The organism is Oleiphilus sp. HI0061 (assembly GCF_001635675.1).
The window spans coordinates 1-483 of the sequence record NZ_LWFE01000841.1; the positions used below are offsets into that span (position 1 = coordinate 1).

2 pseudogenes are annotated in these 483 nt (G+C 40.6%); one reads left to right on the plus strand and one right to left on the minus strand.

Annotated features, from left to right (window positions below):
• Positions 1 to 172, plus strand: a pseudogene (locus A3735_RS29610) (3-deoxy-7-phosphoheptulonate synthase); the annotation flags it as partial.
• A 73-nt stretch (positions 173 to 245) separates the two neighbouring features.
• Here A3735_RS29610 and A3735_RS30750 read toward each other — a convergent pair.
• Positions 246 to 483 (minus strand): annotated as a pseudogene (locus A3735_RS30750) (siroheme synthase); the annotation flags it as partial.

Genomic DNA, 483 nt, shown 5'->3' on the forward strand with positions numbered 1-483 from the left:
TGGCATTATGGTTGAGAGCAATCTTAAGTTTGGTAACCAATCGATTCCTGAAGATTTATCTCAGCTTGAGTACGGCGTATCAGTTACCGATGCTTGTATCGACTGGGAGACAACTGAAAAATCGTTACTGGAAATGCACGAGAAACTAAAAGACGTGCTACCTAAGCGATAAACAGTTCAAACGATTTAAAGTAATAAAAAAGCCGCTCAATCTGAGCGGCTTTTTTATTGATAAGCACAAATGGTCACTCCAACCATTTCAGCTTATCGCGCAAGCTAACAACATCGCCAATAATAATTAAAGTCGGAGCGGCAACCTTTTGGTTCTTGATAATATCCACAATAGTTGACAGCGTTCCTTCATAAACCTTTTGATGCCTTGTTGTCCCTTTGGAAACCAGAGCTATAGGCTTATCAGTACGCATCCCATTCTCAATCAGAGATGAACAGATGGTTGCAAGCCCCGTTAAGCCCATATAAAAA